The organism is Pseudomonas sp. BP01, from assembly GCF_022760795.1.
GTDB lineage: Bacteria > Pseudomonadota > Gammaproteobacteria > Pseudomonadales > Pseudomonadaceae > Aquipseudomonas > Aquipseudomonas putida_Q.
In genome coordinates, this window is the sequence record NZ_JAFBKA010000003.1 from 25590 (window position 1) to 50892 (window position 25303).

Annotated in this window: 21 protein-coding genes; 14 read left to right on the forward strand and 7 right to left on the reverse strand. The window is 63.9% G+C overall.

What is annotated here, in order from left to right:
* Positions 1-878: 878 nt before the first annotated feature.
* Both JOY50_RS29195 and JOY50_RS03760 read left to right on the forward strand, forming a co-directional pair.
* Positions 879-1529: a methyl-accepting chemotaxis protein gene (locus JOY50_RS29195; RefSeq protein ID WP_371113225.1), complete on the forward strand. Its 651-nt coding sequence runs from the start codon at positions 879-881 to the stop codon at positions 1527-1529.
* Positions 1530-1658: 129 nt separating this feature from the next.
* Positions 1659-2537, forward strand: a complete 879-nt coding sequence (locus tag JOY50_RS03760; RefSeq protein ID WP_138736063.1) for a LysR family transcriptional regulator — start codon at positions 1659-1661, stop codon at positions 2535-2537.
* A 188-nt stretch (positions 2538-2725) separates the two neighbouring features.
* On the opposite strand, the gene JOY50_RS03765 is transcribed toward JOY50_RS03760, so the two are convergent.
* A complete protein-coding gene (locus JOY50_RS03765; RefSeq protein ID WP_138736064.1) occupies positions 2726-3943 on the reverse strand; it encodes an amidohydrolase family protein in 1218 nt (405 codons plus the stop codon).
* Between the two features lie 283 nt (positions 3944-4226).
* On the opposite strand from JOY50_RS03765, the gene JOY50_RS03770 reads away from it, so the two are divergent.
* Positions 4227-5381 (forward strand): MFS transporter, encoded by a 1155-nt coding sequence (locus JOY50_RS03770; protein ID WP_019472017.1) that lies wholly within the window; start codon positions 4227-4229, stop codon positions 5379-5381.
* Positions 5382-5417: 36 nt separating this feature from the next.
* Here the strand turns inward: JOY50_RS03770 and JOY50_RS03775 are convergent, their stop codons facing one another.
* From JOY50_RS03775 to JOY50_RS03785, 3 genes are all read right to left on the reverse strand, one after another.
* Positions 5418-6311 (reverse strand): SMP-30/gluconolactonase/LRE family protein, encoded by an 894-nt coding sequence (locus tag JOY50_RS03775; protein WP_138736065.1) that lies wholly within the window; start codon positions 6309-6311, stop codon positions 5418-5420.
* Positions 6312-6337: 26 nt separating this feature from the next.
* The gene (locus JOY50_RS03780) at positions 6338-7156 is read right to left on the reverse strand and encodes an NAD(P)-dependent oxidoreductase (protein WP_132841705.1); all 819 of its coding nucleotides are present in this window, start codon (positions 7154-7156) and stop codon (positions 6338-6340) included.
* 74 nt (positions 7157-7230) lie between these two features.
* The gene (locus JOY50_RS03785) at positions 7231-7956 is read right to left on the reverse strand and encodes an oligogalacturonate-specific porin KdgM family protein (RefSeq protein WP_019472020.1); all 726 of its coding nucleotides are present in this window, start codon (positions 7954-7956) and stop codon (positions 7231-7233) included.
* Positions 7957-8298: 342 nt separating this feature from the next.
* On the opposite strand from JOY50_RS03785, the gene JOY50_RS03790 reads away from it, so the two are divergent.
* The 9 genes from JOY50_RS03790 to JOY50_RS03830 all read left to right on the forward strand — a co-directional run bounded on the left by JOY50_RS03790 (position 8299) and on the right by JOY50_RS03830 (position 18837).
* The gene (locus JOY50_RS03790; protein WP_138736066.1) at positions 8299-9453 is read left to right on the forward strand and encodes a mandelate racemase family protein; all 1155 of its coding nucleotides are present in this window, start codon (positions 8299-8301) and stop codon (positions 9451-9453) included.
* Positions 9454-9522: 69 nt separating this feature from the next.
* Positions 9523-11133 carry an ABC transporter substrate-binding protein gene (locus JOY50_RS03795; RefSeq protein ID WP_019472022.1) on the forward strand — a complete coding sequence of 537 codons (1611 nt, stop codon included), beginning with the start codon at positions 9523-9525 and terminating at the stop codon, positions 11131-11133.
* Positions 11134-11199: 66 nt separating this feature from the next.
* Entirely contained in the window at positions 11200-12237 is a 1038-nt protein-coding gene (locus JOY50_RS03800; RefSeq protein WP_019472023.1) for an ABC transporter permease, read from the forward strand.
* A gap of 55 nt (positions 12238-12292) precedes the next feature.
* The gene (locus JOY50_RS03805; RefSeq protein WP_243054799.1) at positions 12293-13903 is read left to right on the forward strand and encodes an ABC transporter substrate-binding protein; all 1611 of its coding nucleotides are present in this window, start codon (positions 12293-12295) and stop codon (positions 13901-13903) included.
* 62 nt (positions 13904-13965) lie between these two features.
* The gene (locus JOY50_RS03810; RefSeq protein WP_405045963.1) at positions 13966-14883 is read left to right on the forward strand and encodes an ABC transporter permease; all 918 of its coding nucleotides are present in this window, start codon (positions 13966-13968) and stop codon (positions 14881-14883) included.
* An 11-nt stretch (positions 14884-14894) separates the two neighbouring features.
* Positions 14895-15734: an ABC transporter ATP-binding protein gene (locus JOY50_RS03815; RefSeq protein WP_024717435.1), complete on the forward strand. Its 840-nt coding sequence runs from the start codon at positions 14895-14897 to the stop codon at positions 15732-15734.
* A 10-nt stretch (positions 15735-15744) separates the two neighbouring features.
* The gene (locus JOY50_RS03820) at positions 15745-16521 is read left to right on the forward strand and encodes an ABC transporter ATP-binding protein (RefSeq protein ID WP_243054800.1); all 777 of its coding nucleotides are present in this window, start codon (positions 15745-15747) and stop codon (positions 16519-16521) included.
* 69 nt (positions 16522-16590) lie between these two features.
* Positions 16591-16959 (forward strand): 5-carboxymethyl-2-hydroxymuconate Delta-isomerase, encoded by a 369-nt coding sequence (locus tag JOY50_RS03825; RefSeq protein WP_132841695.1) that lies wholly within the window; start codon positions 16591-16593, stop codon positions 16957-16959.
* Between the two features lie 63 nt (positions 16960-17022).
* Positions 17023-18837 (forward strand): glycosyl hydrolase family 28 protein, encoded by a 1815-nt coding sequence (locus tag JOY50_RS03830; RefSeq protein ID WP_243054801.1) that lies wholly within the window; start codon positions 17023-17025, stop codon positions 18835-18837.
* Positions 18838-18842: 5 nt separating this feature from the next.
* On the opposite strand, the gene JOY50_RS03835 is transcribed toward JOY50_RS03830, so the two are convergent.
* Positions 18843-19589 (reverse strand): FadR/GntR family transcriptional regulator, encoded by a 747-nt coding sequence (locus JOY50_RS03835; RefSeq protein ID WP_132841691.1) that lies wholly within the window; start codon positions 19587-19589, stop codon positions 18843-18845.
* Positions 19590-19685: 96 nt separating this feature from the next.
* Here JOY50_RS03835 and JOY50_RS03840 point away from each other — a divergent pair, with 96 nt between their 5' ends.
* The gene (locus JOY50_RS03840) at positions 19686-20405 is read left to right on the forward strand and encodes a FadR/GntR family transcriptional regulator (protein WP_243054802.1); all 720 of its coding nucleotides are present in this window, start codon (positions 19686-19688) and stop codon (positions 20403-20405) included.
* 170 nt (positions 20406-20575) lie between these two features.
* Positions 20576-21214 carry a TetR family transcriptional regulator gene (locus JOY50_RS03845; RefSeq protein ID WP_016487984.1) on the forward strand — a complete coding sequence of 213 codons (639 nt, stop codon included), beginning with the start codon at positions 20576-20578 and terminating at the stop codon, positions 21212-21214.
* A 3-nt stretch (positions 21215-21217) separates the two neighbouring features.
* Here JOY50_RS03845 and JOY50_RS03850 read toward each other — a convergent pair whose 3' ends face one another.
* Entirely contained in the window at positions 21218-24781 is a 3564-nt protein-coding gene (locus JOY50_RS03850; RefSeq protein WP_243054803.1) for a molybdopterin cofactor-binding domain-containing protein, read from the reverse strand.
* Positions 24778-25251: a (2Fe-2S)-binding protein gene (locus JOY50_RS03855; RefSeq protein WP_019473719.1), complete on the reverse strand. Its 474-nt coding sequence runs from the start codon at positions 25249-25251 to the stop codon at positions 24778-24780. Before JOY50_RS03855 ends, JOY50_RS03850 begins: the two co-directional genes overlap by 4 nt.
* Between the last annotated feature and the right edge of the window lie 52 nt (positions 25252-25303).

The window sequence follows — 25303 nt, forward strand, 5'->3', positions numbered from 1 at the left end:
CGCGCTTCGACCCGGCGATCCAGCCCGGCACGGCGCTGTCGCGCTCGCGCTTCGAGGACGGCACCTTTACCCACGGCGAAAACCTCAAAAGTGGTGTGCACACGCCCTGGACCACCGTGCAGGTCCAGCGCCATACCGAGCTGGAACTGCGCTTCACCGACCCCTCCACGCGCGAACTTCACCCCGGGGTGAGGGAAACCATCAGGCGTGGTGCCAACCTGTTCGTGACCTACCCAGGTTACTCGGACTACCGCCACGTGCCGGTGGTCGGCAAGGGCGTGACGTTCCAGTTGCCGGGCTCACCCGACCGCTGGGGCATGATGTGCGAGGCCGACCTGGAGGAGGTCTACCGACGCCGCTCGCTGAGCTATGGGTTGATGAAACCCTATGTGGCGACCATGGCCGGGTTGTTCGGCTGCAACTACCTGGTGCAGCACTATGCCGGCCTGCCGCAAGGGCTGAATGACGTGATTCTGGCCGTGAGCATGCTCGGCGCCACGCTGGTATTCGGCGTGTTCGGGCCCAAGCGCCTGGCAGCCAGGTTGAATGGCATGAGCGGCGTACTGCGCACCATTGCCGAGGGTGAAGGCAACCTGCGTCAGCGCCTGGACACCAGCACCCTGGGCAACGATGAGAGCGGCGACATGGCGCGCTGGATCAACAGCTTCATCGACCGCCTGGACGCTGTAGTGGGGCAGGTTGTGAAGGCCAGCCGCACGGTCGGCAGCACCAACCAGATGATGCTCGGGCGCAGCCAGGAGGCTAGTGTGAGCTCTGCCGATGTGGCGGACGCCGTGCACCACATGATGATCATCATGGAGGAGCAGCTTGGTGAACTGCAGCAGGCCTCGGTCAGCGCCGAGCAGATGAAGCAGGCGATGGACGAGGTGGTCAGCCGTGCCCGCGAGCAGTTTCTGGCGGTGCAGGCAGGCACCCAGTCGATTCGCGATGTGGTGGCGCGTTCGTCCTCCAGTGTGCAGCGGCTCGACAGCCGCATGGTCGAGATCGACAATATCACCGGGTTGATCAGCGACATCACCAACCAGACCAACCTGCTGGCGCTCAATGCTGCCATCGAGGCGGCGCGTGCCGGCGAGCATGGCCGTGGCTTTGCGGTGGTGGCCGACGAGGTGCGCAGCCTGGCCGCGCGAACCGCGCGCGCCGCCGAAGACATCCGCCACATGGTCGAGAGCCTTCAGGGCGAAACCCGCCAGGCCGTCAGCTTCATGGAGCAGGGCGTACAGGACGTCGACAACAGCCTGCGCCTTGCCGAAGACGCCTCGTCCGAGAACGTGCAACTGCACCAGGCCGTGGAAGGCATGTTCGCGATAATCCAGCAGCTCAACCGGCGTAGCGTGGAATACGGCAAGACCATCGACCAGGTCAACCAGTCCTCCAGCGAGATGCGCCAGACGGCGGTGGTGCTGCAGAGCAGCGCGCAGAAGGTGCGGGTGGATGCCGGCAAGTTGCAGAAGCTGGTGGGGCAGTTCGAGGTCAGTGGCGAGGGGAAGGGGGCCGCTGCAGCTTGAGCAAAAGACTGCATCCGCGAAAGGGTTCGTGCATGCGTACAAGGCATGCCTTGCCCTCTGGCATTGCATCATGCACGCCAGCTTCAGGCATCATGTACCCAGCCCCATCCACTAAAGCTGAACCCGCAGATGCCTGACTCCATCAAACCCAACCGTGCCATCTATGACCTGGACATGCTCCGCACCGTGGTCATGGTGGCCGACTGCGGCAGTTTCACCACCGCTGCCGCGCGCCTGCACTCCACCCAGTCCACGGTCAGCCAGAAGGTGCGCCGGCTGGAGGAAATGGTCGGCCAGCAACTGCTCGACCGCAGTAACCGCGAGGTGCATCCGACCGATGCGGGGGAAATACTGTTGGGGTATGCGCGGCACCTGCTGGCGGTGAGCAGCCAGCTGACCGAGGCCATGTCGGGCGGGGTGACGGTGACCGTGCGCATCGGCCTGCCGGACGATTTTGTCGCGGGCAAGACGATGCAGGCGCTGGCGGCGTTCAACCGGCGTAATCCGACGGTGAAGCTGGAGATTACCGGTGGGCTTAGCCGGGACTTGATGAGCACCTACGACCGTGGCGAGCTGGACCTGGTGTTGATCAAGCAGCGGCGCCATAGCCGGGAGGCCAATGCGTGCCAGCCGGAGCGCATCGAATGGATCGACAGCGCCCAGTACCCGTGTTTCGCCCAGGACCCGATTCCCTTGGTGACCTTTCCGCCGCGGGGGTTGTACCGGGATGACATGATCGGTGCAGTCGAGGCAATGGGGCGCAGTTGGCGGATCGCTTTTACCAGTTCGAGCCTGGCGGGGATTCAGGAAGCGGTGGCCAATGGGTTGGGGGTAAGCCTGTTGCCGTCGCGGGTGGTGACGGGTGGGCATCTTGTGCTCGGGGCGGAGCAGGGGTTCAAGCCTATCAAGGTGTTTGAGGCGGCGATTTTTCATCGGCCTACGGCGGACCCTATGGTCATGGCGCTGGCTGAAATTCTGATCGGGATCTTGCGGGCTGAGGCGGAATGAGCCTGCGCAGCCCATTGGCTGCGCCTTCGCTCAGCGTACAAAGCTCGAAACCGTGCCGCGTACCCTGTGGGAGCGGGTTTACCCGCGAAGAAGACAACGCGGTGTATGGCACCGGCGCTGCCGGTGTTCGCGGGTGAACCCGCTCCCACAGGGGCCGAGCAGGGCTGAGATCTGAACTTCGCCTGCGGTTAACGGCGCAGTTCGGTAGCAAACTGCGCAGCTTTCAACTGCAACTGCGCAGGCCCGCCCCAGAAAGCGCCGTGGCGCACGATCACCCGTTCATGAATGGCCGCCGCCACCGCCGCAGCAGCATTGGGAGCCTTGAACAGCACGAAGCTGGCTTCGTTACCAACCTTCAAGCCGTAATCCTGTTTGCCCATCACCCCGGCACTGGCTTCGGTCGCCATTTCCAGCGCAACTCGCAGCTCCTCATCGGTATTGAAGCCTGAGCGGTAGCTGACCAGCATCGCCCGCTGCAGCATGTCGCCATTGCCGTAGGGCCACCAGGCGTCCTGGATGTTGTCGTTGCCGGTAAATACCCGCACGCCGCCGTTACGCAGGCGCAGCACGGGAGGGAACGCATGTTCGCCGGGGGCGTTGGTCATGATGGAGATGCCTGCGCCGGCCAGCACTTCGGCGGTGCGGTCTACTACTGCATCGGATACGTCGCCCAGGCCATAGGCGTGGCTGACCGCCACCAGGCCTTGCATGCCCAGTGCCTGGGTGCGTGCCGCAATGCGCTCGAGCTGGGCGATGCAGATATCGCCCGGCTCGTGCAGGTGAACGTCGACCTTCACGCCATGCCGTTCGGCGATGCCGAAGACAATGTCCAGCTGGGCGTCGGCGTCGCCGTCCAGGGTGGTCGGGTCGATGCCGCCGACCACCTGCACGCCTTCGCGGATGGCCGCTTCCATCACTTCAGCCGTACCGGGGCAGGTCACCACACCGGCCTGGGGGAAGGCCACCAGCTCGATGTCGAGCAGGTCTTTCCACTTGTCCCGGGCTTCGAGCATGGCGTGCAGATTGGTCAGGCCGGTGGTGGCGTCCACGTCCACGTGGCAGCGCATCGCCAGGGTGCCGAACGAGGCGGCTTGGCGCATCAGCGCATCGGCGCGCTCGACGATGGGTGGAGCACTGGCCAGTTCGCGTTTTTCCACGGCCAGGCGCTCGCGCAGGCTGGCCACGGGTTGGTGCGGTCGCCAGCGGTCGCCGACAAAACTTTTGTCCAGGTGGATATGGCCGTCGACAAAGCCCGGCAGCACCAGCAGGCCTTCGAGGTCGATGGTTTCACGGGCTGGGGTGCTGGCGCGTTGCGGGCCGATGTGGGTGATGCGGCCGTTGGTTGCGGCAATGTGCAGGGGCAGGCCATCGGCGTCGATGGCGTTGATGAACTCACGGTCGTTCATGATCGGGCCTTTTCTACTGAGGCTTGGGTGACGTACCACGGTAGGGGGGATGCGGGTATGTCTCCAATTAATTATCAGGATCGGGTTCAGTGCATTTATGGATGCAGGCCAAGGCAGTTTGGCCTGCATTAAAAAGCCCACTGATATCGATGCCGATAATTAACTTTCAAAGCCTTCGATCTCGGCCCACGATTGCCCACCAGACCCGCCCAGCCGCCAGCTACGGCGCCTTCCAGGGCAGGTCGCCACACACAATAAAAACAAATGCCGTGTCGGGGTCCCCATGACGCAAGATTCCAAGCTGCTGCGTGCCGCGCTGATTTTCATTGCCTGTACTTCCTTCATCGTCTGTGGCGTGCAACCCATCTTCATGGGTTTGGTCACAGAGCAACTGAGCCTGTCACTCGATCAGCAGGGCTGGGTGGTGTCGGTCGAGATGATCGGCATGACCCTGGGCACCTTACTGTGCCCGGTGCTGATGAAGCGCCATGGCGGGCGCAGCCTGTGCCTGATCGTGGGCGCACTGTGCGTGGCCTTGAGTATCGCGACCGCCTTTGCCACCACCAACACCCTGCTGCTGATCGTGCGCCTGGCGGCCGGCACCTGTGCGGGGTTGGTGTATGCCTATGCGGTGTCCACGCTTGGCCGCTTGCCCAACCAGGACCGTTCGTTCGGGTTGATGCTGTTGCTGCAAACGCCCGAGTACTCGCTGTTTTCGGCAGCGTTGCCGCTGCTGGCCGCGCAAAGTGGCACGGTGACCGCCTTGTGCGCGTTCGGCCTGTGGTACTTGCTCATCTGTGGCGCCAGCCTGGTGCTGCCGCGTCGCCCGGCGGCGTTGCTGGCCAGTGGCGAAGCCTCGCCTGCCCAGGGTGGTTCGGCGCGCACGGGGCGCACTGCGTTGGTGGGCATGCTGTTCATGCAGATCGCCATCTACTGCGTGTGGGGCTTCATCGACCAGTTGGCGCGAGACCAAGGTATCAGCGGGGTGGATATCGGCTGGGCGTTCGGCCTGTCGGCCCTTGGTGGTTTGCCGGGTGCGGGGCTGCCTAGCCTGCTGGGTGCGCGGGTCAATCGCCAGTTGATGATCGCCGTGGGGCTGGTGGCGGTGTTCATTTCCATCGCCATGCTCACGGGCCATACCCGCACGCCAATGCAGCTGTTCGTCGCGTTGTTGCTGATCAACTTTGGCTGGGTGCTGTCTTTGTCGTACTACATGGCGCTGATTACCACCAACGACCCGACTGGCAAGCTGACGCCTTTGGTCAGCATTACCTTGATGGGGGCTGCAGCGGTGACGCCGGCACTGATTGCCATGCTGGTGGAGGGCTCCAACCAGCAGCTGATTTTCCTGTTGGGTACCGGGGCGTTGGTGATTGCCTTTGCGGTCACTTGCCTTGGGGCAGGTCGCAGGGGGATGTCCAGCAAGGCTGCTTACTGAACATACCCTTGGTGGCAGCTATTGCCGGCCCAGGCTTCAGCCCCCGGCAATCGGCTCCGCCAAGCCTTTTACGCCGGGGTTGAGCGCGAACACGCCGCCGGCCAGTGGCTGGTCGCTCAGGTCGATGCCTTGTGGGCGAATCGACGTCACGAACAGCGTATCCAGCTGCGGGCCGCCGAATGCGCACATGGTCGGTTTCTTTACCGGTAGCGGCAGGGCGCGGTCCAGCTTCCCTTCAGGGGTAAAGCGCAGTACCTGGCCGGCATCGATCGCGCAAATCCAGTAGCAACCTTCGGCATCTACCGCAGCCCCGTCCGGTCGGCCGGGGTGCTGGTTCATGTCGACGAATATTCGGCGGTTGTGCGGTGTGCCGCTGTCGATGTCGTAGTCGAAGGCCCAGATCAGCTGAACGCTGGGGTGCGAGTCGGAGACATACAGTGTTTTGCCGTCCGGGCTGAACGCCATGCCGTTGGGCACGATCAGCTTGTCCAGTCGTGCTTGCATTGGCTTTACCGTTGCGTCCGCCGTCGCGTCATATCGGTAAAGCGCACCCACCGGCTCGGCGCCCATGTTTGTTTGCATCGTACCGGCCCAGAACCGTCCTTGGCGGTCGCAACGCCCGTCGTTGAATCGCATGCCGGGCCTCGCGTGTTCGACGCTGGCGCGCTTGTCGGCAACCAGGCGACCGTCAGCCTGGGGGGTGAGGTGGAAGACCCCGCTCTCCAGGGCCCCAAGCCAGTTGCCTTGCTGGCTACGGACGATGCAGCCGAGCATTTCGTCTGCGGCCCAGTGCTGGGTCTGGCCGTCTGGTTGCCAGCGGTGCAGGCGGCCTGCCGGTATATCCACCCAGTACAAGGCATTTTCCTGCGGGTGCCAGACCGGGCTTTCGCCTGTGGCATTGCGTGCATCGGTAATCAGTTCGGCTGTCATGGAAAAATTGCGCGCTCCATCAGGGTTTAGTCGCCAAAAGGGCCGGCAGCGGTGAAGGCGCCACCTTGCAGGTGGGCCGTCGGGTCATCTGTAGCGGGCTTTGGCTGCTGCTCCAGGGCCGGGCGGAAGCGCTCGGCACTGTCCTTCGGATTGAAGTCCAGGTGTGCGGCGTGGCGGTTGCTCCACCAGAGGTCGCGGTTGGCCGAGACGCCGTATACCACGGTATGGCCGACGTTTTCGGCAAGCAATGCGCGCTCCACCAGATGCGCCAGGTCGCCGTAGCTGAGCCAGGTGGACAGCATGCGCACATTGCGTGGTTCGGGGAACGAAGAGCCGATGCGCAGGCTGACGGTTTCGATGCCGTAGCGGTGGAAGTAGAACGAGGCCAGGTCTTCGCCGTAGGCCTTCGACAGCCCGTAGTAGCAGTCTGGTCGGCGCGGCGAATGCGCATCTACCTGTTCGCCTTGAGGGTAAAAGCCGGTGACATGGTTCGAGCTGGCGAACACCACGCGCTTGATGCCGTGCTTTCGGGCGGCCTCATAGATGTGGAAGGTACCGACGATGTTGGCTTGCAGAATCTCTTCGAAGGCACGCTCGGTGGAGATGCCGCCCAGGTGCACGATGGCGTCCACATCCTGGGCCAGGGCCAATACGCCGGCCTTGTCGGCCAGGTCGCAGTTGATGACTTGCTCATGCTCGCCTGCAGCCGCTGCCATGGGGCTGATGTCTGATACGCGCACGATGTTGGCGTGTGCTTGCAGTGCTTCGCGAAGCACTTGCCCGAGCCCGCCGGCGGCGCCGGTGAGCAGCAGGCGGTTGAAGGGTTTGCGGGTGGTCGTGGTCATTGTCGGATGCCTTTTGCTGAAACTGCATGAGGGTGCCGTGGTGCAACGACACCGGCATGGTCGGGCGGTTGCCCTTACAGGAAGTTGTACTGGATACCCAGGCGCCAACGGGCCTGGCGATCGTCCGTGTAGCTGTTGACCTTGATGTCACCCACTTCCATAAATGGCGCCCACTGTTTGTTGAGCTTGTACTTGATGATCAGGTTCTGCTCGTAGTCGCGCTTCTTGTTGTCGTAGCGGATGTAGTCGGTGGTGAAGTGGATGTACTGGTATTCGAATGCCCACGGGCCGCTGGGGGTGTAGCCGAGCCAGCCTTCAAGGCGGGTGGTGTTCTGGTTGTCCTTGGCGCGGTCCGCCTTGCTGTGGTCGATCTGGTCGCGGTCGAGGCTGCGTGCGTCGTGGCGTACGCGCGTGGCGACGTACCAGGTGTCGCTGAGCTTGTAGTTGTACTTCAGGCCGAACTTGTAGGTGGTGGCGTCCTTGGAGCTGTCCATCTGGAAGGCGGGGGTCCAGGTCGACTTGGGGCTCATCTTGTAGTTGTAGTCCACGGTGAACTCATGGCCGTTGTTGACCATGTTGTCGTAGGCGACGTCTTCGCGGTCGCCGGCAGTCTTGTATTTGATTTCTGCGGCAAACCCCAGGCCGCTGTCCTTGCGGTAACTCAGCTTTATCCGGTCGGAGTGAATGCTGTCGTCTTCGGTGTACCCATGCCGGTAGTTGATGCTGGCGGAGTCCGCGCAGGCGTAGAACGACAAGCCGAGGGTACTGGCGGCGATAAGGCGGCGAAGTGTGTTGTTCATGCGATCTCTTTTTTTGTTTTTGTTGAGGACGTGATGAGGCGTGTGAGCAAGGTGGGTGAGGTGGTGAGCGCTCCGTGATTTTTAAAATAAGTTATCGTACGACTGTGGGGCTGTCTACGAATTATTGAAATGTTGTCTGATCACATTGGCTGAAGGCTCTAATGCGGTAGTTGTGGCTTTTCGTGTGTTTTGTGACGGGGATCACAGGGCGGGGTTTAGCAGGCTATTCACGACTATTTCGTCGGTTTGAAGAGGTGCTTTCCAAATGTTGTATGATGACGTAGGATTGCCTCCAGAGCGTGACTCACCCGCCACAAATCCAATAAGAAGGCTCAGACGTCCATGATCATTACTGCTGTAAACGTCCAGGTGTTTTCCTACCCCACGCGCCGCGCTGTAGACAGCGCCGGCCATGCCCATCCGGGCGACGTGACCCAGGCCAAGATGGCCTTGCTACGTATCAAGACTGAGTGCGGCAACGAAGGCTTCGCCTTCGGCGCTCCCGAGCTGATCCGCCCGTATGTGCTGGATAACTTCGTGCGCAAGGTGCTGGTCGGCGCCAATGCCTTCGACCGTGAAAAGATCTGGCACGACCTCGCCCACTGGCAGCGCGGCAGCGCAAGCCAGCTCACCGACCGCGCCCTGGCACTGGTCGAACAGGCCCTGTGGGACTGGGCCGGGCGCAAGCTCAAGGTGCCGGTGCACAAGCTCATCGGTGGCTACCGCGACAAGGTCCCGGCTTACGGTTCGACCATGTGCGGTGACGAGCTACCGGGCGGCCTGTCGACCCCTGAAGAGTACGGCCGCTTCGCCGAGACCCTGGTCAAGCGCGGCTACAAGGCGATCAAGCTGCACACCTGGATGCCGCCGGTGTCGTTCGCGCCGAGCGTGAGCATGGACATCAAGGCCTGCGCCGCCGTACGTGAAGCGGTCGGCCCCGACATCGCGCTGATGATCGACGGCTATCACTGGTACAGCCGCACCGAAGCGCTGACCGTCGGCCGTGCCCTGGAGAAGCTGAATTTCGCCTGGTTCGAAGAGCCGATGATGGAAGACTCGGCCGAGTCCTACGCGTGGCTGGCCGCCCAGTTGGACATCCCCGTGCTGGGCCCGGAAAGCCTCGGTGGCAAACACCTGAGCCGCGCCAGTTGGGTCAAGAACGATGTCTGTGACATCCTGCGTGCCGGTGTTGCCGGGGTCGGCGGTATCGCCCCGTGCCTGAAGGTCGCGCACATGGCCGAAGCGTTTGGCATGGATTGCGAGATCCACGGCAACGGCGCGGCCAACCTGGCGGTGGTCGGCGCGATCAAGAACTGCACCTGGTACGAGCGCGGCCTGCTGCACCCGTTCCTCAACTATGACGAAGTACCGGCCTATCTCAAGCGCCTGGTCGACCCGATGGATGAAGACGGCTTCGTGCACCTCTCCGACCTGCCTGGCCTGGGGGAGGAGATCGACTTCGACTACGTCGAGACCAACACGCTGCAGAGTTTCTGATTCGTGCATGGCGGCACGCCTCGGTGCGTGCCGCCCGAGAGTCCAATAACTATAAAAAGGCTATCTCACATGAGCGTTCTCCCCAAATTCTGGGCGGGGGTCCTGGCCGCATCGCTGGCGATGACGTCGGTACCTGCCGCTTTCGCCAAGACCCCCGCCGACCAGTTGATCGTCGGCATGAGCATGATCAACCTGCTGTCGCTCGACCCGGCCGCCGCCACCGGCCTGGATGTCTCCGAGGTCAATGCCAACCTCTACGACATGCTGCTGGTGCAGGACGTCAAGCAGCCGGACCAACTGGTACCGGCCCTGGCGCAAAGCTGGCAGGTCAGCGACGACCGCAAGACCCTGACCTTCACGCTGCGCCCCGGCGTGACCTTCCAGTCGGGCAACCCGCTGACTGCCGAAGACGTCGCCTGGTCGTTGCAGCGCGTGCTCAAGCTCAATCTGGCCCTGGCCTCGACATGGAAGGCTTACGGCTTCACCGCCGGCAACGCCGCCCAGTACCTGCGCGCCGCCGACGAGCACACCTTTGTCCTCGAGCTGCCGCGGCCAACCGACCCGATGTTGGTGCTCAATACCCTGGCGACCTCGCCCAGTGCCTTTATCCTCGACCGCAAAGTGGTTCAGCAACACCAGAAGGGCGACGACATGGGCGGCGCCTGGCTGACTACCCACGCCGCCGGCAGCGGCCCATTCATCCTCAATGACTGGCGCGCCAACGATGTGATCCTGATGAGCCGCTACGACGGTTACTGGGGTGGCCCGGCCAAGCTCAAGCGCATCGTCATGCGCAACATGACCGAGTCGCAGTCGCTGCGCCTGATGGTCGAGCGCGGTGACCTGGACCTGGCCAAGGGCATGTCCGCACCCGACATCGAAGCCCTGGAGAAGTCCGACAAGGTGCGCACCCAGACCGTGCAGCGCGGGACCCTCTACTACGTTGCCCTGAGCGTCAAGAACAAGCCCTACGATGACGCCCGTGTGCGCCGCGCGGTGCGTTCGCTGATCGACTATCAAGGCATCAACCAGACCGTCATGCCGCACTACGGCCAGCTCAACCAGCGCCCATTACCGCTCGGCCTGCCGGCACGGCTGGACGATCCGGGCTACACCCTGAACGTCGCCGAGGCGAAAAAACTGCTGACCGAAGCCGGTTACCCGAATGGCTTCAAAACCACCATCCGCGTGCTCACCGAGCCGCCATTCATCAACATCGCCTCCAGCCTGCAGGCGACCCTGGCCCAGGCCGGCATCCAGGCGACCATCGTCACCGGCACCGGCAACCAGATCTACGGCGCCATGCGCGAACGCAGCTTCGACATCCTGGTCGGCCGCGGCGGTGGCGGGGCCGAGCGTCATCCGCATTCGAGCCTGCGGACCCTGGTGTACAACCCGGACAACCGCGACGAAGCCAAGCTGAGCAACTTCCAGGGCTGGCGCACGTCGTTCTACAGCCCCGAGTTGAACGCGCTGATCGAGCAGGCCGAAGTCGAGCCTGACAAGACCAGGCAACTGGCCCAGTACCAGCAGATCCAGAAGACCCTGGACGCGCAGGTCGGGGCGATCCTGCCGGTGTCGCAGATGACCGACACCGTGGTGGTCTACCACGATGTTCAGGATTACCAGACCCACAGTGCGGCCACCACCCGCTACAAAGACGTCTACAAGTCGCGATGAGCGGGAGCGGGGCGTGCGCGCCCCGAACGCCTCGGTGTTGGCTGAACGCATTTTCAGGAGCCTGTTATGTTAGTTTCGACTGCCTCTGTGCTGGGCACGCGCGTGTCTGGCACTGCCCGACGGGCCAGCACGGTCCTGGTGACCCTGCTCGGTCTGTTGGCGCTGACCTTCTTCATTGGTCGGGTGATGCCGCTGGACCCGGTGCTGGCCGTGGTCGGTCCGGACGCCGACAGCTCTACCTACGACCAGGTGTACCGGGCGATGGGCCTGGACCAGCCGATCTGGGTGCAGTTCGGGCTGTACCTCAACGACCTGCTCCACGGTGATTTCGGCAACGCCCTGCTGACCGGCCACCCGGTGCTGGAAGACATCAAGCGGGTGTTCCCGGCGACCATCGAGTTGGCCACCCTGGCAATCCTCTTCGGCATCGTCATCGGCTTGCCACTGGGCGTGGTCGCGGCCAGTAACCAGGGCCGCCTTGGCGACCATGTGGCACGGGTGATCACCCTGTTCGGTTACTCCACACCGATCTTCTGGGTCGGCATGATGGGCCTGCTGGTGTTCTACGCCTGGCTCGGCTGGGCCGGTGGGGCAGGGCGCATCGACCTCGCCTACGACGGCATGGTGCCGGACATCACCGGCCTGCTGCTGATCGACACGGCCCTGGCCGGGGATTGGGAAGCCTTCACCAGCGCGCTGCGGCACATCGTCCTGCCGGGGCTGATCCTGGGCCTCAACTCGGTCGCCTACATCAGCCGCATGACCCGCAGCTTCATGCTCGAACAGCTGTCCCAGGAATACATCATCACCGCCCGGGTCAAGGGCCTGTCGCGCCGCCAGGTGGTCTGGGGCCATGCGTTTCGCAACATCCTCGTGCAGCTGCTGACGGTGGTCGCTTTGGCCTACGGCTCGCTGCTCGAAGGCGCGGTACTGATCGAAACGGTGTTTGCCTGGCCCGGTTTCGGCCAGTACCTGACCAGCAGCCTGATGCTCGGTGACATGAACGCGGTGATGGGCTGTGTGCTCGTGATCGGGCTGATCTTCGTCGCCCTGAACCTGATCAGCGATGCCCTGTACAAGGTGTTCGACCCAAGGACCCGTTAAGCCCCGCGCGGCCAGCGCGAACACAGTGCATGACTATAAAAACAAGGACAGCCACATGAAAACTGTACTTCCGATCCTGCGCCTGAGCCTGCTGGGTGCGATGCTGGCACTGGGGCCGATGGCCGCCGTGCAGGCCAAGACCCCCGCCGACCAGTTGATCGTCGGCATGAGCATGGTCAACCTGTTTTCCATCGACCCGGCCAACGCCCCGGGCCTGGATGCCTCCGGGGTCAACGCCAACCTGTATGACACGCTGGTCAAGCGCGACCAGGGCAACCCGGAAAAACACCTGCCACAGTTGGCCGAACGCTGGGAGATCAGCGAAGACGGCAAGCAGGTCACCTTCCACCTGCGCAGCGACGTCAAGTTCCATTCCGGCAACCCGCTGACCGCCGAAGACGTGGCCTGGTCGCTGTACCGCGTGATGAAACTCAACTTCGGTCTGGCCACCACCTGGAAGGCCTACGGCTATAGCGTCGACAACATTCAGGGGCTGATCCGCGCCACTGACCCGCACACCCTGGTGGTCGAGCTGCCGCAGCCCGCCGACCCGCTGCTGCTGATCGACTCGCTGGCGATCTCGCCCAGCGCGGTCATCGTCGACCGCCAGGAAGCCTTGAAGCACGAGAAGGACGGCGACCTGGGCGCCGCCTGGCTGGTCACCAACGAGGCCGGCAGCGGCCCGTTCACCCTGACCAAGTGGAGCGCCAACGACGCCTTGGTGATGACCCGCTTCGACGGCTACTGGGCGGGCCCTGCAAAAATGAAGCGGGTGCTGGTGCGGCACATGACCGAGTCGCAATCACTACGGCTGATGCTCGAGCGCGGTGACCTCGACCTGGTCTACGGCATGGCCGCGCCAGACATCAAGGCCATCGAGCGCTCGCCCCAGCTGCAGGTGCAACCGCTGCAGCGCGGCACCATGTACTACGTGGCGATGAGCATGAAGCAGCCCGAATTCGCCAACCAGAAAGTCCGCGAAGCGGTGCGCAACCTGATCGACTACAAAGGCATCGACGAGCAGGTCATGCCGCACTACGGCATGCTCAACCAGCAGCCGATGCAGCTTGGCCTCGACGCCCGCCTGCCGGACCCAGGCTACAAGATGGATGTCGCCAAGGCCAAGGCGTTGCTGGCCGAAGCCGGCTACCCGCAAGGCTTCACCACCACCATCCGGACCTTGTCCGAGCCGCCGTTCATCGACATCGCCGCGCGCATGCAGTCGACGCTCGCCGAAGGCGGGATCAAGGCCAGCATCGTCACCGGCACCGGCAACCAGGTGTATGGCGCGATGCGCGCGCGCAACTTCGAAATGATCGTGGCGCGCGGTGCCGAACGCTACCCGCACCCGTACTTCAGCCTGCGCACCTTTGTCTACAACCCGGACAACAGCGACAGCGCGGGCCTGCCCAACTTCCAGGGCTGGCGCGCGTCGTTCTTCGATCAACAGCTCAATGCGCTGATCGACCAGGCGGGCGTCGAGCGTGACGCCACCAAGCGCGTGAGCCTGTACCACCAGGCCCAGCAGCGCTACGACCAGCAGGTCGGGCCGATCATGATGCTCTCGCAGATGACCGACACCGCGGTGAGCGCGGTGGACGTCAAGGGCTTTACCGGCGATGACGCCGAGGCGACCCGTTACCTGGGCGTCTACAAGCAACGCTGAACCTGTCCGCGGGCGCCAGCGGGCGCTCCGGGCGGCCATGATTTCACACCGAGAACATGCCGATGATTGCCAACATGTCTTCTACCCAAGCAAGCGCCAAGCCGCAGGCCGACACTACGCCGGCTTCCAGCCTCGACGCCTTTTACAAAAGCAGCCTGCGGGTGCTGCGCCACCTGTTGCGCAACCCCATGACCCTGGCCGGGCTGCTGGTGGCCGTGCTGCTGATCGTGGTCGCCACCTTTGCGCCGTGGATCGCCACCCATGACCCGGTGGTGCAGAACCTCGCCAACGCCCTGCAGGCCCCTAGTGCCGCGCACTGGTTCGGCACCGACGAATACGGCCGCGACATCTTCAGCCGGTTGGTCTACGGCTCACGCATCACCCTCTACATCATTACCCTGGTGACCGTTATCGTCGGACCGATCGGGCTGTTCATCGGCACTGTGTCGGGCTACTACGGTGGCATCGTCGACACGGTGTTCATGCGCATCACCGACATCTTCATCTCGTTCCCCAGCCTGGTCCTGGCACTGGCGTTCATCGCTGCCCTTGGCCCTGGCCTGGAGCATGCCGTGGTCGCCATCGCGCTGACCTCGTGGCCACCGATCGCACGGCTGGCAAGGGCTGAAACCCTGTCGCTGCGCAAGGCCGACTTCGTTGTCGCGGTCGAGCTGCAGGGCGCCTCGTCGACGCGCATCATCCTGCGTCACATCGTGCCGATGTGCCTGTCGTCGGTGATCATCCGCCTGACCATGAACATGGCCGGGATCATCCTCACTGCCGCGGCGCTGGGCTTCCTCGGCCTTGGCGCACAGGCGCCGCTGCCGGAGTGGGGCGCGATGATCTCCACCGGTCGACGCTACATGCTCGAATGCTGGTGGCTGGTGGCGGTACCGGGTGCGGCGATCATGCTGGTGAGCCTGGCGTTCAACCTGCTGGGCGATGGCCTGCGGGACATTCTCGACCCGCGTAGCGAGTAACTGGAGGCTTTATGTCGTCGCTCAAACTCAACGTCGAAGCGCTCAACGTACGCTTCGTCAACGGCAAGAAAGAAATGCACGCGGTGCGCGATGTGTCGTTCACCCTTGGCCGGGAAAAACTGGCCATCGTCGGCGAGTCCGGCTCGGGCAAGTCGACGGTGGGGCGCAGCTTGCTCAAGCTGCACCCCGGCAGCACGCAGATCACCGCCAAGGCCCTGCAGTTCGGCGATGTCGACCTGCTCAGCGCCAGCGAAAAGGCCATGCAGAAGATTCGTGGCCAGCGCATCTCGATGATCATGCAAGACCCCAAGTACTCGCTCAACCCGGTGGTCAAGGTTGGCGACCAGATCGCCGAGGCGTACCTGGCGCACCACAAGGCCAGCCGCAGCGAGGCACGCGAGCGGGTCATGCTGATGCTGGAAAAGGTCCATATCCGCGACCCGAAACGCGTCTACAACCTGTACCCGCATGAAGTCAGCGGCGGCATGGGCCAGCGCATCATGATCGCCATGATGGTCATCACCAACCCGGAGGTGATCATCGCCGACGAGCCGACCTCGGCACTCGACGTGTCGGTGCGCCAGCAGGTGCTCAACGTGCTCGAAGAGCTGGTGGTCGAGCAGCAGATGGGGCTGATCTTCGTCAGCCACGACCTCAACCTGGTGCGCAACTACTGTGACCGGGTGTTGGTGATGTACGCCGGGCGGGTGGTCGAGTCGCTCGCCGCGTGCGACCTGCAGTATGCCGAACACCCGTATACCCGTGGCCTGCTGGCGGCCTTGCCGAGCATGGACAACCGCCGCCCGCGCTTGCCGGTGCTGCAACGCGATCCGCTCTGGCTCACCTGCTGAGGTAACTGACATGTCCATGATCCAAGCACAATCGCTGAACCTGAGCTTCGGCGTTGGCGCCACCCTCAATCAGGTGCTGCACGACGTCGACCTGACCGTCGAGGACGGCGAGTCGTTCGGCCTGGTCGGCGAGTCGGGCTCCGGCAAGACCACCGTGCTGCGCTGCCTGGCCGGCCAGTACCGGCACTGGAGCGGGGCGCTGAGCATTGCCGGCGGTGTGTTGCAGCACAAGTTGCCCAAGGAGCACTTTCGCAAGGTGCAGATGGTCTTCCAGGACCCCTACGGCTCGTTGCACCCGCGGCACACTATCGACACCGCCTTGCGCGAGCCGCTGACCATTCACGGCATGGCTGATCGCGACGACCGGATCAACGACATCCTGGTCAAGGTCGGCCTCAATGACAGCTTCCGCTACCGCTATCCGCACCAGTTGTCGGGCGGGCAGCGCCAGCGAGTGGCGATTGCCCGCGCGCTGATCCTCGAGCCGCGTGTGTTGCTGCTGGATGAGCCGACCTCGGCGCTGGATGTCTCGGTGCAGGCGGAGATCCTCAACCTGCTGGCAGACCTGCGCCAGCGCGAGAAGCTCACCTACCTGATGGTGACCCACGACCTGGGGGTGGTCAGCCACCTGTGCGACAAGGTCGCGGTGATGCAGCAAGGGCGCATTGTCGAGCGCCTCGACAGCCAAGCGTTGAGCCAGGACCTCGCCCGTCATGACTACACCCGCATGCTGGTCCAGGCCAGCCGCGACTTCAGCGCCGAATCGCCGCGTGCCGTCTCTGCCTGAACCTCTCCCAAGCCTTGCGCCTGAGCCTGCGGGGCAGGGCGCACAGGGCTGCCGATCAAGGAATCCACCATGCCTCATTGCATTATCGATTGCCCGGCCAGCTTGGCTGAGCGGGTTGGCGAGCAGACGCTGCTGGCCGCCGTGCACGACGCCATCGATGCCAGCGGGCTGTTCAAGCCCGGCGACATCAAGGCGCGGCTGAACACCTTCAGCCATTACCGCTGCGGCGCCGGGCAGGATGATTTCGTGCATGTTGCACTGTACCTGTTCGCCGGGCGCAGCGCCGAGCAGCGGCGCAGCCTCGCCTCGGCGGGGGTGGCGGCGCTGCTCGGCCTGCTGCCCGAGGTCGAGGCGCTATCAATGGATGTGAGGGAAATGGCCCGGGAGACCTTCGTCAACCGCAGCCAGTACCTCGAGCAAGCCGCGTTGACGGCCTGAGCCACGCGGCTCGGCCGCTCAAGCGTGGCGTTATCAATGGCAAAAACAAGGAAGATAAAAACCATGCCGTATGCACACCTTGCTGTCGCTGCACGCAAACACCCACTGGCGGGTGCACTGCTGAGTGCCCTGGCCATGGGCTGCAGCCTGCCGCTCTGGGCGCTGGACGCGCCCGCCAAACTCCAGGTGCCGACGCTGGCCTACGATGAGCAACAGATCATCCTGGTCTGGGAGAAGCCGGCCGACCACGCCGAGATCGTCGATTACCATATCTATGCCAATGGCAAGCTGCTCGGTGGCAGCAACGTCAACAACGACCAGGTCTCACCGGCCAAGCCTTACATCGACCACTTCTACGAGCAGGACACGCAGAACTTCCATCACCGCATCGCCATTCACAGCTTCACTGCCCAAGGGCTTGCGCCCGATACTGAATACCGCTTCACCGTGCGTTCGGTTGATCGCAACGGCAAGGAGTCGGCCGACAGCCCTGTGGTGGTGCAGCGAACCACGGCCGTCCCGGCACTGTTTGACGTGCAGCAGTACGGTGCCAAGGGTGATGGCAAAGCGCTCGACACGGCCGCCATCCAGCGTGCCATCGACGCTTGCAGCAAGGGCTGCAAGGTGCTGCTGCCTGCCGGCACATACAAGAGCGGGGCGCTCTACCTCAAGAGCAACATGACCCTGGAAATCGCCGAGGGCGCTACCCTGTTGGGCTCCGAGCGTGCCGAGGACTACCCGCGCGAAGGCTATATCCAGTACCCGTATTCCACCACCGTGCGCCCGGCCTCGCTGATCAACGCGTTGCCGCGCGACCCGCAGGCGCATCAGGCCTTCGAGAACATCCGCATCGTTGGCAAGGGCACGATCGACGGCAATGGCTGGAAGCGTAACCCGGATGTGCTCGACGAGCGCGGGCGAGCCTTGCCCTTCTACCTGCCCAGCGACAACACCCGCTACATGCACGACGGCGTGCTGGCCAAGGCGCAAGTAGAGCGGGCGGTTGCCGAGGGCATGAATGTCAAGGACGCGTACGGCCAGATGCGCTCGTCGCTGATTACCCTGCGCAATGTGACAAACGTGTTCTATGGCGGCTTCACGGTGGTCAACCCGGCCTACCACGGCATCATGAACCTGGAGACGCAGAATGTGGTGCTGGCCAACACCACGCACCGTACCTACGACGCCAACAACGGCGACGGTATCGAGTTTGCCAACAGCCGCGGCGCGATGGTGTTCAACAACTTCTTCGACACCGGTGACGACTGCGTCAACTTCGCCGCTGGCACCGGTGCGGGTGCGGTCCATCAAAAGCCGCAGGAAGATGCCTGGATCTTCAACAACTATTTCCGCAAAGGCCATGGAATGATCGTGGCGGGCAGCCACACCGGCGCCTGGATCCAGAACATCCTGGCCGAAGACAACGTTTCGGACGGCACAGATACCGGCTTGCGCATGAAAAGCACCAACTTCATGGGCGGTGGCGCACGCCACGTGACCTTCCGTGATTCAGCCATTCGCAATACCGCAAAACAGGCCTTCATCTTCACCCTGGATTACAACGACCCGAATGCCAAGCTCGACTACAAGCGCTCGACGGTGGCGGGGCAGTTCCGTGACATCACGGTCAGCGACGTGAGCGTGGAAAACGCCAGCACCGCTGCCATCGAGGTGAAGGGTGATAGCAGCCATGGCGCCTGGCATCAGGGGCTGGTGTTCGAGCGTGTACGTTTCAGCGGGCCGGCCCCGGTCAAGATCGATGGCCTGAAAGATTCGCGGTTCGTCGGGCTTCGCTTCACCCACACCGGGGGCGGCAACCCTTGGCAGGTACAGGGCAGCCAAGGGCTGGCCTTCACGGATGTGGAGCCTGCGCCTTAGCTTCTTCAGGCCTCGCTGTAAAAAGCCTGTAGCCGTTGCGCCTCACGCAGGCGCGTACGGCTGTTGCTCAGGTGCAGGTACATGGCAGCGCGCGCCGCATCAACCTGGCGGCTGGCGATGGCATCGTAGATCTGCTGATGTTCGGCGTTGATACCGGCCAGGTAGGTGCTGCGGTTGCTTTGGCCGGTGTAGGCAGAGTTCATGCGCGTGCGGGGGATCATCTTGGTGCCCAGATGCTTCATGATATCGATCAGGTACTGGTTGCCTGCGGCCTTGGCAATTTTCAGGTGGAACTGGAAATCGGCGTTTGTCGTGCTGCCGGATTTTTCCGGGCCCTGCATCAAGGCTTCAAGTGCTTGATGCAGTTCTTCCAGCGCTTGCGGTGTGGCCCGTTCGGCGGCCATGCCGGCGGCTTGCACTTCAAGGCTGAGGCGGTATTCCAGCAGGTCGAGCACATCGGACAACAGGCTGATGGTTGCCGGCCCCACGTTGAAGCTCTCCGGCGCCGGCATGTCCAGCACGAAGGTGCCCACACCGTGGCGGGTCTCGACCAGGCCCGCGGCCTGCATGCGCGACAACGCTTCGCGTACTACCGAGCGGCTGACACCTTCGGTTTCGATCAGTGTGGCTTCGGTCGGCAGCTTGTCACCCCGCTTGAGCGTGCCCTCGCGCATGCGTTCGGCAAAGCGCTCGACCAGTGCTTCGGCCAGGCGGCGGGGCTGTTGAGGGGGGCTGGAGGCAGGGTTCGGCATTGCTGTGCTCTTGTGTTGGCAGCAGCCAGTATAGTGCGTTTTGGCCCTGGGCAGCGGGTATACTCCGGGATCTTCCGCTTAGCAAAGGTTCGCCCAATGGGTTCTGCCCCCCCGGAAAAACGCCTGAATCTCGCCCAGCAACTGGTGCATGACCTGTCGCAGCAGATTCGCTCGGGTGAGTTGCCAGCGGGTAGCAAATTGCCCACCGAAGAAGCTGTGACCAAAGCGCGAGGCGTAAGCCGTACCGTGGTGCGTGAAGCCATTTCTCGGTTGCAGGCCGAAGGCCTGGTCGAAACCCGCCGTGGTATCGGCACCTTCGTTGTAGACGCCATCCCGGCAGGTGACTTCCAGAGTACCAGCCCTGGAATGGGCGATGCTTACAACGAGGTGGCGATCATCGAGCTGCGGCTTTGCCTGGAGATCGAGGCGGCTGCCATTGCTGCCCAGCGTGCTACCGCAGGGCAACTGGCTGCCATGCGGGCGGCGCTGGATGAGGCCGTTGATACGCAGTCAGCGCCCTGCATGCGAACCGACTTCGAGTTTCACCTGCGCATAGCCCAATGCACGGGCAACAGCTTTTTCATCGACACCATGACCCATCTCGGGCGTACCTTGTTGGCTGCGGCCCAGCAAGCCGTGCCCGGGGGCGATGCCCAGCAGCGGGCACTGGAGGCGCTGGAGCGCGAGCAAGTGCATGCTGCGATCACCCGCAAGGATGCCGGTGCTGCCCGTGCTGCCATGCGGCTGCACCTGGTCAACTGCCTGACACGCGCCCAGCGAAGCATCACCCAAGACGAACGGGGTGCCGAGCCGTAGGCGCCAGCACGGTGCACAGCAACACCGTATCCCCGGCCCTGGCCCATTGCCGTGCCTTGTCGTGTGTTCAGCTCCCCCGCGTTTATCGTGTCAGCCCAGCCGAAAAAGCCGCGCAATGGCTCAATGTCTGTGGCAGTGTTGGGCATCTGGCCAGCCCCACAGGGACCGACATGCAAACTCGCAAAACCGGTGTTCGCGCCCAACAGGCCGACCGCACCCGGGACAACATTCTCAAGGCTGCGGTGAAGGTCTTCAGCAAGGAAGGCTTCACCGGTGGGCGCATCGAGCAGATCTCCACGCTGGCCAAGTCCAACGACCGGATGATCTATTACTACTTTGGCAGCAAGGAAAAGCTGTTCATCAGCGTGCTGGAGCACATCTATGCCAGCTTCAACCAGGCCGAAGCCAAGCTGCGCATCGACCTCGGCGACCCGGAACAGGCCCTGCGTGAGCTGGTGGCTTTCATCTGGGACTACTACGTGCGCCACCCCGAATTCGTCACCATCCTCGCCACCGAAAACCTTCACCAGGGCCAGCACGCGCGCAAGTCGCAGAACCTCAAGGCGCTGTCCGGCGAAGCGGTGGGCGTGCTGCGGCCGATCATTGAAGCAGGCCAGGCCAAGGGCCTGTTCCGCGATGACATCGACATCACCCACGCCTACCTGATGATTGCCTCGCTCTGCTATTTCTATAATTCCAACCGGCATACCCTCAGCTCGTTTCTGGCCGTAGACCTGGCCGACAAGCAGGCCAAGGCCGACTGGCTGGTGTTTATCAGCGACCTTGCCCTGCGTGGCCTGCGTCGTTGACCCTCAGTGGCTGCCGGGGTTGGCGCGCACCTGCGCGGCCTTGGCCGCCAGCCCTTGCCAGGCCGGCTTGTCGGCAGCGAAGCGCTGGCGCAGGTAAGCTGCCAGGTCAGCGACCTGGCGGTCCGACAGGCTGTCCTTGAAGCCGGGCATGTAGCCCAGGTCACGGGTGGCCGGGGTGGCAATGCCGTGCAGCACCACGCGCAGCAGGTTGTCCGGCAGGGCGCTGTGGACGTTGCTGTTGACCGCCATCGACGGGCTAACGCCAAACAGCTTCGGCCCCAGCCCGTCGCTGTGGCAGGCCATGCATGCGCCTTTGAATACCCGCTCGCCGTTGCTCAGCGACACCTGCGTGTCCACCTGGGGCGCGGCCTTGGCGGCCACTGCCTGCGGCTCGCCGTCGAGTGAACCGAGGTAGTGGGCAATGGCACGCACGTCGCTCTTTGGCAGGGTGGCCAGTTCGCTGACCACCGGGCCCATGGGGCCGGCCGCCACACCGTGCTTTTCGGAGAAGCCGGTGCTTAGGTAGTTGAACAGTTCGTCTTCGCTCCACGGCGTGGATGATTTGCCCAGCGCATTCAGGGCCGGGGCTTCCCAGCCATCGACCATGCCGCCGGCCAGGTAGCTGCTGCCGCCTTTTTCCGCGCCCATCAGGTTGCGCGGCGAGTGGCAGGCAGTGCAGTGGCCCAGGCCGTCGACCAAGTAGGCGCCGCGGTTCCACTGGGCACTGCGCTGCGGGTCGGGCTGGTATTCGCCGCGTTGCAGAAACATCGCATTCCAGCCGGCCATCAGTGGCCGCTGGTTGAACGGGAAGCGCATCTGGTTGGCGGGTGCTTGCTGGCGTACCGGGGTTTGCGACATCAGGTAGGCATACAGCGCCTGCATGTCGGCGTCGTTGATGTTGCGAAACGAGGTGTAGGGAAACGCCGGGTACAGGTGCCGACCGTCGCGGCTGATGCCCTCGCGCATGGCCCGCTCGAAGGCGCCGAACGACCAGCGGCCGATGCCGGTTTCCGGGTCGGGCGTGATGTTGGTGCTGTACAGCGTGCCAAACGGTGTGTCCATTGCCAGCCCGCCTGTATTGACCTTGCCGCCGCTGACCGTATGGCACACGGCGCAGTCACCGGCCGCCGCCACCTGGCGCCCACGCTCGAGCATCGCTGCGCTCCAGCTGCCGGCGCCTGGCGGGGTTACCGGGGCGATTTCGGCGCGCCAGGGCAGGGCTGTGGCGAGTACACCCAATGCAGCGCCGAATACCCCGGCCAGCGAGCCGAACCACCACTTCGAACGCTTGGTGGTCGGCTGCGCTGGCGCGGGCGCGTCAGGGCCCTGAGCTTGGCCATCAAGGGCGGCACGTACCCGTTCTGCCGTGATCGGCAGCTCGCGAAAACGAATGCCGGTCGCGTCGAAAATGGCATTGGCGATGGCCGCCGCGCTCGGTACCGAGGCCGACTCGCCACTGCCCATCGGCGCTTCGTGCTGACGCGGCAGCATCATCACGTCGATGGCCGGCAGTTCGGGGAAGGTCAGGATCGGATAGCCGCCCCATTCCTTGCTGGCCACGGTCGACTCTTCGAAGCTGACCTGTTCCTTGAGCACCCGGCTGGTGGACTGGATGACGTTACCGTGGATCTGGTGGCGCACGCCCTCGGGGTTGACCATCATCCCGGCATCGTGGCCGATCACCACGCGGGTGACGGCCACTTCACCGGTGCGCCGGTCCACCGCGACATCGGCCACCCATGCCGCCCAGGCCGCGCCGAAACCGGGGAACTTGCTGTGGATGTAGCGTGCATAGGCAAAGCCCCTGCCGCGCAGTACATCGCCTTCGGCCTGCGCCTGCATGGGCCGGGTATGCGGCTGCCATTCGGCGCGTTCGGCAGTGGCCTTGACCAGGTCGATGGCGCGCGGGTCGGACAGGTGCCTGAGGCGATATTCGACCGGGTCGACGCCAGCGGCAAAGGCCAGCTCATCGATGTACGACTCGTGGGCGAAGCTGTTGGGCATGGCCGACACACCCCGCATCCACGAGGCACGTACCAGTGGCGTCATGTCGTTGATGGTGACGCGCATGTGTTGGTAGTCATAGGGCGGTATCGAAGTGCGGTCGCCCATCTCGAACAGGGCCGGCACCGGCTCCACGGCGCCGGTCAGCAGCAGGGCCAGGGTAGGTGCGCCATTGGACGGGTAGCTGGTCTGGAAGTCGTAGGCGGCCACGCTGCCGTCGGCGTTCAGGCCACCGTCGATTTCCATCAGCTGCGCGGTGCCCTTGGGCTCCCACACATGCTCCTGCTCGCGGGTCAGCTGTACCCGCACCGGGCGCTGTACCGCGCGCGACAGCAGCACCGCATCGGCGCACACGTCATCGGCACAGTTGCGGCCGTAGCAACCGGCGGCCTCCATGCGAATGATCTCGATGCGCTCCTCTGTGCACTCCAGCAGCCAGGCGAGGTCGGCGCGCAGCAGGTGCGGGTTCTGCGTGCCGGACCACACGCGGATTGGCCCATCGGTGAAATCGGCCAGCGCGCACGACGGGCCGATTGATGCGTGCAGCTGGTAGGGCCATAGGTAGCTGCGGCTCAGGCGCTGGCTGGCATTGGCGATGCCGCCGTCGACATCGCCCTGGTCCAGCACAGTGCGCTGTACCCGCGGGTTGTCGCGGATGGCCTGGGCGACATCGCTGAGGTCGGGCAGCTTGCCTGTGAATGGCTTCCAGCTGATTTTCAGCGCCTGGGCGGCGCGGATCGCTTGTTCTTCGCGCTCGGCCACCACGCCGACGAAGTCGCGGATGACGACCACGGCCACCACGCCGGGCAAATGGGCGATGGACGATTCATCTACCGCCAGCAGGCTGTTGCCGACGAAGTCGCCGCTGTCATGACCGGCGTAGGGCGGGCGGATCACCCGGCCGTGAAGCATGTCGGGCAGGCGCATGTCATGCACATAGGTCAACTCGCCGGTGGCCTTGCCGGGGATGTCTACCCGTGCAGCGCTGCGGCCGACCAGGCGGTAGTCGTCGATGGCCTTGAGCGGGGCATCGTCGGCAATGTGCAGCTGGTGGTTTTCGCCCTGGACCAGTTCGGCAAAACTCAGCGTGCTGCCGTTGCTGGCGATGATCGCGCCGTCTTCGATGCGCAGCACTTCGGGCGCGCAGCCAAGGCGTTGCGCGGCCTGTTGCAACAGGTGGCGCCGCGCGGTGGCGGCCGCCTTGCGCAGGGGCACGGCGGAAATCTGCAGGGTGGCGCTGGCGATGGTCGCGCCCTGGTTGGGGGCTCGCTCAGTATCGCCCAGTACCATGTGTACCTGGTCCATGCGCAGGTCCAGCTCTTCGGCGACGATTTGCGCCAGCGAGGTGCGGATGCCGGTGCCCAGGTCGACGTGGCCGTTGAAGGCGTAGACCATGCCGTCGTCGCTGACAGCGATGAACAACGCCAACTCGCGTGCCTTGACCGCAGGCGTCACACCCTTGGCCACGGGCCCCGAGGGTGGGGTGATCTGGTCGACGATCAGCAACACGCCAGTCTTGGCCAGCAGCTGGTCGCGGCTGGGCACCTGTTGTGAGTGGTTCATGCTTTTCTCCGGGTCTCGGCGGCGCGGCGCACAGCGCGCAGGATTTCGACGTGTGTACCGCAGCGGCACAGGTTGCCGGAGAGTTCCTGGCGAATCTGTGCGTCGCTGGGGTCGGGAATACGGTCGAGCAGGGCCTTGGTGGTCATGATCATGCCGTTCATGCAGTAGCCGCACTGGGCTGCCTGTTCGTCGATGAACGCCTGTTGCACCGGATGTGGTGCAGCCTTGCTGCCCAGCCCTTCGAGGGTGGTGATGTCGCGGCCCGCAGCGCCGGCCAGGGGGATGACGCACGAGCGTGCGGCCACGCCGTCGATGATCACCGTGCACGCCCCGCATTCGCCCAGGCCGCAGCCGTATTTGGGGCCGTTCAGGCACAGGTCGTTGCGCAGGATCAGCAGCAGCGGGGTGTCGGGCATGGCGCTGACTTCGACAGGCTGGCCGTTGACCCGCAGGGAGATGGTTGTTTGCATTGTTGGCTCATCTCTGGAGGTTGCTTGCGCTACCAAAGGACTCACATGACGC

What these genes read in the sequence shown, in the direction of transcription:
- JOY50_RS03805 (WP_243054799.1), top strand. Translation starts at nt 12,293, where the DNA reads ATGAAAACTGTACTTCCGATCCTGCGCCTGAGCCTGCTGGGTGCGATG.
- JOY50_RS03785 (WP_019472020.1), bottom strand. Translation starts at nt 7,956, where the DNA reads ATGAACAACACACTTCGCCGCCTTATCGCCGCCAGTACCCTCGGCTTG.
- JOY50_RS03840 (WP_243054802.1), top strand. Translation starts at nt 19,686, where the DNA reads ATGGGTTCTGCCCCCCCGGAAAAACGCCTGAATCTCGCCCAGCAACTG.
- JOY50_RS03810 (WP_405045963.1), top strand. Translation starts at nt 13,966, where the DNA reads ATGATTGCCAACATGTCTTCTACCCAAGCAAGCGCCAAGCCGCAGGCC.
- JOY50_RS03820 (WP_243054800.1), top strand. Translation starts at nt 15,745, where the DNA reads ATGTCCATGATCCAAGCACAATCGCTGAACCTGAGCTTCGGCGTTGGC.
- JOY50_RS03800 (WP_019472023.1), top strand. Translation starts at nt 11,200, where the DNA reads ATGTTAGTTTCGACTGCCTCTGTGCTGGGCACGCGCGTGTCTGGCACT.
- JOY50_RS03795 (WP_019472022.1), top strand. Translation starts at nt 9,523, where the DNA reads ATGAGCGTTCTCCCCAAATTCTGGGCGGGGGTCCTGGCCGCATCGCTG.
- JOY50_RS03780 (WP_132841705.1), bottom strand. Translation starts at nt 7,156, where the DNA reads ATGACCACGACCACCCGCAAACCCTTCAACCGCCTGCTGCTCACCGGC.
- JOY50_RS03855 (WP_019473719.1), bottom strand. Translation starts at nt 25,251, where the DNA reads ATGCAAACAACCATCTCCCTGCGGGTCAACGGCCAGCCTGTCGAAGTC.
- JOY50_RS03830 (WP_243054801.1), top strand. Translation starts at nt 17,023, where the DNA reads ATGCCGTATGCACACCTTGCTGTCGCTGCACGCAAACACCCACTGGCG.
- JOY50_RS03765 (WP_138736064.1), bottom strand. Translation starts at nt 3,943, where the DNA reads ATGAACGACCGTGAGTTCATCAACGCCATCGACGCCGATGGCCTGCCC.
- JOY50_RS03850 (WP_243054803.1), bottom strand. Translation starts at nt 24,781, where the DNA reads ATGAACCACTCACAACAGGTGCCCAGCCGCGACCAGCTGCTGGCCAAG.
- JOY50_RS03835 (WP_132841691.1), bottom strand. Translation starts at nt 19,589, where the DNA reads ATGCCGAACCCTGCCTCCAGCCCCCCTCAACAGCCCCGCCGCCTGGCC.
- JOY50_RS03775 (WP_138736065.1), bottom strand. Translation starts at nt 6,311, where the DNA reads ATGACAGCCGAACTGATTACCGATGCACGCAATGCCACAGGCGAAAGC.
- JOY50_RS03815 (WP_024717435.1), top strand. Translation starts at nt 14,895, where the DNA reads ATGTCGTCGCTCAAACTCAACGTCGAAGCGCTCAACGTACGCTTCGTC.
- JOY50_RS03790 (WP_138736066.1), top strand. Translation starts at nt 8,299, where the DNA reads ATGATCATTACTGCTGTAAACGTCCAGGTGTTTTCCTACCCCACGCGC.
- JOY50_RS03845 (WP_016487984.1), top strand. Translation starts at nt 20,576, where the DNA reads ATGCAAACTCGCAAAACCGGTGTTCGCGCCCAACAGGCCGACCGCACC.
- JOY50_RS29195 (WP_371113225.1), top strand. Translation starts at nt 879, where the DNA reads ATGGACGAGGTGGTCAGCCGTGCCCGCGAGCAGTTTCTGGCGGTGCAG.
- JOY50_RS03770 (WP_019472017.1), top strand. Translation starts at nt 4,227, where the DNA reads ATGACGCAAGATTCCAAGCTGCTGCGTGCCGCGCTGATTTTCATTGCC.
- JOY50_RS03760 (WP_138736063.1), top strand. Translation starts at nt 1,659, where the DNA reads ATGCCTGACTCCATCAAACCCAACCGTGCCATCTATGACCTGGACATG.
- JOY50_RS03825 (WP_132841695.1), top strand. Translation starts at nt 16,591, where the DNA reads ATGCCTCATTGCATTATCGATTGCCCGGCCAGCTTGGCTGAGCGGGTT.